We start from the raw sequence: 6,000 nt of genomic DNA on the forward strand, positions 1-6,000 counted from the left end.
AGTTGCAAGTTGCAATTTTATAAAAAGTTTTGTACAATAATGTTAAGAAGAACGAAAGTATAATTAGTTAATAATTATTTTTTCGTCTTATTATATTTATGTGACAAGAGAAGCAGAGAAAAGTAGTGAGGGGATGTGTGTGAAAGTGACCAATTAGATACTGCTCCTCATGTCATGGGTGATAGTATAGCTAATCTTATTGTATTGCAAGCAAAATATTCAAGCTTTATGTTAAATTTTTATTAACAATTTTAAGTATTTTTTTAATTTAAAATTTATACCTAAAATAGTTTTCAAAATACAAAAAATTAATAATAATAGTTCATTAATATTAAAATAGATTTTATATAAAATTTGAAATAGAACAGTATATATTATATAAAACAGTGTAATTTTTATAGATATTTAAGTGAACTTACTCCCCAGCTCTATATACAATAGATTTTTATTAATGATTTTATTGCCTATAGTCATTATTCAAATTGTTACGATAACTATTTTTTATGAACGACATTGGGGAAGTGTTTCAAATAATATGGAAAATATTGTTGTTCAAGAAATTAATACGATTGTAAATATTTATAACTTATATGGTGATAATAGAGGTATTTTAAGTAATTTAAATAAATTAGGGTTTGATATTTCATTTGCAAATAATTCAGAATATCAAGGTATGATTAAAGACAGGTCATTACTAAGTTTAAGAAGAAAGATAGATAAAGAAATTTATTATAAATCAGATATAGGTTATATTGAAAAATTTTCTAAAATTAGAGTTCAAGTACATGTTAACAACAAAAATATTCTTCAGCTGGATTTTTCAACTGGTAAAATAAAGAATCCAACAACATATATCTTTATTCTTTGGATATTAACTACTTCAATTTTATTTGGTTTAATATCATTATTTTTTATGAAAAACCAAGTTAAATCAATTGTTAAATTAAATAAAGCTGCTAGAGATTTTGGGCAAGGTAGGTTGTTTTATTTTAAACCATCTGGTGCAAATGAAATTATATCACTTGGTTTATCATTTCTAAAGATGAGAAAAAGAATTTTAAAGCAAATAAAAAATAGAACAGAGATGCTTGCTCATATAGCACATGACTTAAGGACACCAATTACAAGAATAAAATTACAATTATCTTTAATGAATAAAAATAATTATACTGAAGCAATTAATATAAATATGAAAAAAATTGAGGATATGATTAACAGTTATTTGACATTTGCTAAAGAGGAAGGAAATGAAGATAATAAAAGTTTTGACATTATAAAAATGATCAAAAATACCTTGAAATTATTAAATGATAACAGAATAGTTTTTACTAATAACACTAATCAAAATAAGTTATTTCTTACTATAAGAGTTAATGCTATAGAAAGAGCTTTAACTAATGTTATTGATAATAGCATTAAATTCTGTTATAAAAAAGTCAGCATCAGTTTATCAAAAGCTTCTGAAGAAACAATTTTAACAATTGAAGATGATGGACCTGGAATTGAGCAAAAAGAATACAAAAAAGCTTTTGAACCGTTTAAAAAATTAGATTCAAAAGTTAAGCAAGGTTTTGGTCTAGGGCTTGCAATATCAAAAAATATAATTAATACACATGGAGGAACAATATTGCTTGCTAAAAGTCATTTAGGTGGATTAAAAGTAATAATAAAATTGCCAATAGGAGATTAATGAAAAACAAAACTAAAATAATTTTATGTATTCTTGATGGATGGGGTATATCACATGATAAAAATAACAATGCTATAAAATTGGCCAATACTCCTAATATTGATTATTTATTATCTTATTATCCTAATTGTTTAATTAAGACATGTGGTGAAAGTGTAGGATTGCCACCTATGCAGATGGGCAATTCAGAAGTAGGTCATATGACAATAGGAGCCGGTAGAGTAATTCCTCAAGATTTAGTAAGGATAAATAATTTAGTTAAAAATCACCACAAGCTTAGTGAAAATAATATTATAAAAAATTTAGTTAATAAATCTTTTAATAAAACTTGCCACATCTTAGGAATGATTTCTGATGGTGGTGTACATTCTCATGTGGATCATATAGTGGAACTAGCAAGTTTTTTAGATAAAAATAATATAAAGGTGAAATTACATGCATTTACAGATGGTAGAGATTCATCTCCTAAAGGTGCATTAAAGTATATTAAAAAATTATCCGAGCATAACATTGAAATTACATCAATTAGTGGTAGGTATTATGCTATGGATAGAGATTGTAGATGGGATAGAACAAAGCTTGCTTATAACTCGATAGTTGCTAGAGATACATCGGTATATAATGATGTACATGAATATATTAAAAAATGTTATAGTGAAGGTATAACCGATGAATTTATAAGGCCAGCTCATAAAAAATCATTTTCTGGGATAAATAATCAAGATTCATTATTATTTTTAAATTTTAGAGCTGATAGAATAAGGCAGATTGCGGAGTCTTTAGTTTTAAATAATTTTGATAAATTTGAAGTTAAAGAATTAAATCTTTCTTATGCTGCTTCTATGGTTAGATATTCTAGTAAATTTAAAAATATTATTGAAGAAGTATTACCTTCATTGAAAATACAGAACGATTTAGGAAAGTATCTTTCTAACAAGTGTTTGACACAATTAAGAGTTGCTGAAACAGAAAAATATGCACATGTAACTTACTTTTTTAATTGTGGAAGAGAGAAGCAAATTGATGGTGAGAAATGGCTTTTAGTTGATTCTCCAAAAGTTAAAACCTATGATTTAAAACCTGAAATGTCAGCTTATCAAATAACTGATAAGCTTATTGAATCAATAAAAAATAAGAAATTTGATTTTATATGTGTTAATTATGCTAATGCTGATATGGTTGGTCATACTGGTGATTTACAAGCGACTATTAAAGCTTGTAGTACTATTGATCAGTGTGTAGGAAAGCTTCTAAATATTTGTAAAGAAAAAGATGTTAAATTATTAATTACTGCTGATCATGGAAATGCAGAAGAAATTTATGAAGTAAATAGTAATCAAATTAAAACATCGCATACAATAAATGATGTGCCACTAATCTATTTTGGGAATAAAAAAATAAAATTAGTAAATGGAGAATTATCTGATATTGCACCAACAATTTTAGATATATTAAAAATTCCAAAGCCAATTGAAATGTCTGGTGAGACTTTAATTAGATAAAAAGCTTGCTTATAAGATAAATTTATTTCACAATTTACATATGTGTGTGATTATGAATAAACTTAGGTGTCAAGTAATAAAGTATTAAGTAAAGAGCAAAATCAAGGTGTATTATTGCTTTCTATAGGTACTTTTTTAGAGTATTTTGATTTAATGCTGTATGTGCATATGGCAGTTCTCTTAAATGAGTTGTTTTTTCCTCAAACAGATCCTTTTACGACAAAGCTTGTGACAATATTTACATTTTGCTCAACATTTATCCTTAGGCCAGTAGGTGGTTTTATAGTAGGGTGGGTAGGGGATCATATTGGAAGAAAAAATACGGTTATAATTACTACAATATTAATGTCTATTTGCTGTATAATCATGGCAAATTTAAAGACATATTCAGATATTGGTATTATGGCTAGTTTTACAGTAATTTTTTGTAGAATGCTTCAAGGTTTTACTTCAATGGGAGAAATTTTAGGGGCCCAGCTTTATATAATGGAGTCCTTAAAGCCTCCATATAGTTATATATGCACATCTATCATAAATATTCAGTCTAAGTTAGGGGGATCATTTGCACTTCTAGTTGCTTATTTTGCAACTTCTATTGCATTTGATTGGAGAATAGCATTTTGGATTGGTGCTATTATAGCAATTGTAGGTATTGTAGCTAGAACAAAATTAAGAGAAACACCTGAATTTATAGATTATAAAAAAAGACTTAGAATTCAAACTGAATTAGAGAAGCAAAACAACAATACACTAATAAATTCTAATATTGTTAAAGAAAAATTAGATAAAAAAATAGTTCTTAGTTATTTTATTATGCATCTGCCTTTTGCGATCTATTTTTATATAGCTTATATTTATACCGTGCCGTTTATGAAAGTGAAATTAGGAATGAATAGTGAACAAATTATCACCCAAAATCTTAAATTTAGTGCACTACATTTGATATTTTTATTATTAGTAATACCATTATTAAAAAAATTTCACCCTTTAAAGTTAGCTAAAGTAAGTATAATAGTTTCTTCGATATTAGTATTATCTTTACCTTATTTATTTAAAATAACTGATAATTTAATATCGTTAATTTTTTTGCAATTATTGGTTTTATTATTTCCAAGTTTTACAAGCCCTACAGAATTAACTTGTTTTAAGCATATACCTATATCAAAACGATTTAAGATTTTGGGAATTGCATTTGGGATTGCTTCAGTTATTGGTTATGGTGTTGCACCTATCATATTAGAATTTTCAAAAGTTTTTATAGGCGATTTTTGCATTTGGCTTATTTGTATACCAGGTATGATATGTTACTGGTTAGCTGTAAAATATATGGAAAAAATAGAAAAAAATGCGGGTAGATTTGATAATTATCCTGAGGATGATCCAATTAATGCAGATACTGGATTAGATGAAAATCAGTATAATTATATAATGAGTGAGGAATACAAACTTTATAATTTAGATTGTGATTTTTCAAAATCCTTACTTACTAAATTAGTTAATCTAAACAAGATTGCTAGAAGAAAAGTTAATATTAAGTTTATTGAAAAATCTATTATTTTTGCAAAAAAATGGCATGATGGGCAAACTAGAAAAACAGGAGAGCCTTTTTATTCGCACCCACTTACTGTTGCAGAAATTGCAGCTGAATATTACTTTAAAACTGATGTTATTATAGCTGCCATACTTCATGATATTGTTGAAGATACAGAATGTACGTTAGATGATGTAAGAGAAAATTTTAATTCAAGGATTGCTCAAATTGTTGATAGATTAACCAGAGTAAGTTTTATTAATGGGGAAAAAATTAAAATTCCATTTGATGATGTTATTGCTAATTTAATTAATGTAAAGGATAATGAAGCGTTGTTTATAAAGCAAATTGATAGAATTCATAATATGATAACTATAGAAGGATTATCCCCTGAAAAACAAAAAAAGATTGCAGCTGAAACTAATAGTATTTTAATTGGAACAATAGCTTTTGTTTTTGAAAAATTGAACATACCAAATAAATTTAAAATTGAAAGTAAAATTTCTAAGCTTGTAAAGAACATATTAAATAAGAAATAAATAATTAATTTTAGGTTTTAATTTGATATTACGATTTTAATATGCTATTAATTCCTAGTCTTTTAAATCTTATCGCGGGGTGGAGCAGCCCGGAAGCTTGTCAGGCTCATAACCTGAAGGTCGCAGGTTCAAATCCTGCCCCCGCAACCAAATCTATCAAATATCTTAATTATTATTTGTTTTTTTATATAAATTGTTTCCATGATTAGTTTTTTCCCACTTATAGGGTTTAAATATTAATTGTTTGATAGCTATTAGTGAAGGTAATGTATATAAAAAAATGTATATTGGAAAAATAAAGCAGTATTTAATAAGTGTTTTTGGAAGTATTTTATTCTTACTTAATAATAAAGAAAGAGGAATTTTTAAATAGCAATGTAAACGCTAAAATATCCCCATCTTGACAAGTATTATCCGCCTTTCTTTGGGTTTCTTAAGTTTTTTGATAATTCTAAAAAAAATTTAATTTGATGATATTTTTTTATCAATATTATATGGAAGTAAATTTACTAACTCTTTTGGATCAGAATAATCATGAATATGATTCAGCAAATATTTTAAATAATCATAAGGATTAATCTTATTTACTTTGCAAGTTTCAATAATACTATAAATATTTGCACTAGCTTTAGCACCCTTAGTTGTTGCACAGAACATCCAATTTTTTCTGCCAACTGCAAATGGTTTTATACTACGCTCCGAATCATTATTATCAATACGCAGTCTTCCATCTAAAAG

At 26.3% G+C, this 6,000-nt stretch carries 4 protein-coding genes and 1 tRNA gene; 4 read left to right on the forward strand and 1 reads right to left on the reverse strand.

Annotated elements, in window-relative coordinates; genetic code table 11:
* Window positions 1-535 precede the first annotated feature (535 nt).
* The 4 genes from EIC27_RS00435 to EIC27_RS00450 all read left to right on the forward strand — a co-directional run bounded on the left by EIC27_RS00435 (window position 536) and on the right by EIC27_RS00450 (window position 5,412).
* Window positions 536-1,690, forward strand: a complete 1,155-nt coding sequence (locus EIC27_RS00435; protein ID WP_205702303.1) for a HAMP domain-containing sensor histidine kinase — start codon at window positions 536-538, stop codon at window positions 1,688-1,690.
* On the forward strand, window positions 1,690-3,192 hold the full coding sequence (gene gpmI, locus EIC27_RS00440; RefSeq protein WP_126044199.1) for a 2,3-bisphosphoglycerate-independent phosphoglycerate mutase: 1,503 nt from the start codon (window positions 1,690-1,692) through the stop codon (window positions 3,190-3,192). The genes EIC27_RS00435 and gpmI overlap by 1 nt, the downstream gene beginning before the upstream one ends.
* 66 nt (window positions 3,193-3,258) lie before the next feature.
* Window positions 3,259-5,262: an MFS transporter gene (locus EIC27_RS00445; protein ID WP_126044200.1), complete on the forward strand. Its 2,004-nt coding sequence runs from the start codon at window positions 3,259-3,261 to the stop codon at window positions 5,260-5,262.
* Window positions 5,263-5,335: 73 nt separating this feature from the next.
* Window positions 5,336-5,412 (forward strand) — tRNA-Met (locus tag EIC27_RS00450).
* A gap of 312 nt (window positions 5,413-5,724) precedes the next feature.
* On the opposite strand, the gene EIC27_RS00455 is transcribed toward EIC27_RS00450, so the two are convergent.
* The coding region (locus tag EIC27_RS00455) for a transposase domain-containing protein (protein WP_153183752.1) at window positions 5,725-6,000 on the reverse strand (276 nt) is incomplete at its 5' end.

It is taken from the genome of Candidatus Aquarickettsia rohweri, from assembly GCF_003953955.1.
In the GTDB taxonomy this organism is placed as follows: domain Bacteria; phylum Pseudomonadota; class Alphaproteobacteria; order Rickettsiales; family Midichloriaceae; genus Aquirickettsia; species Aquirickettsia rohweri.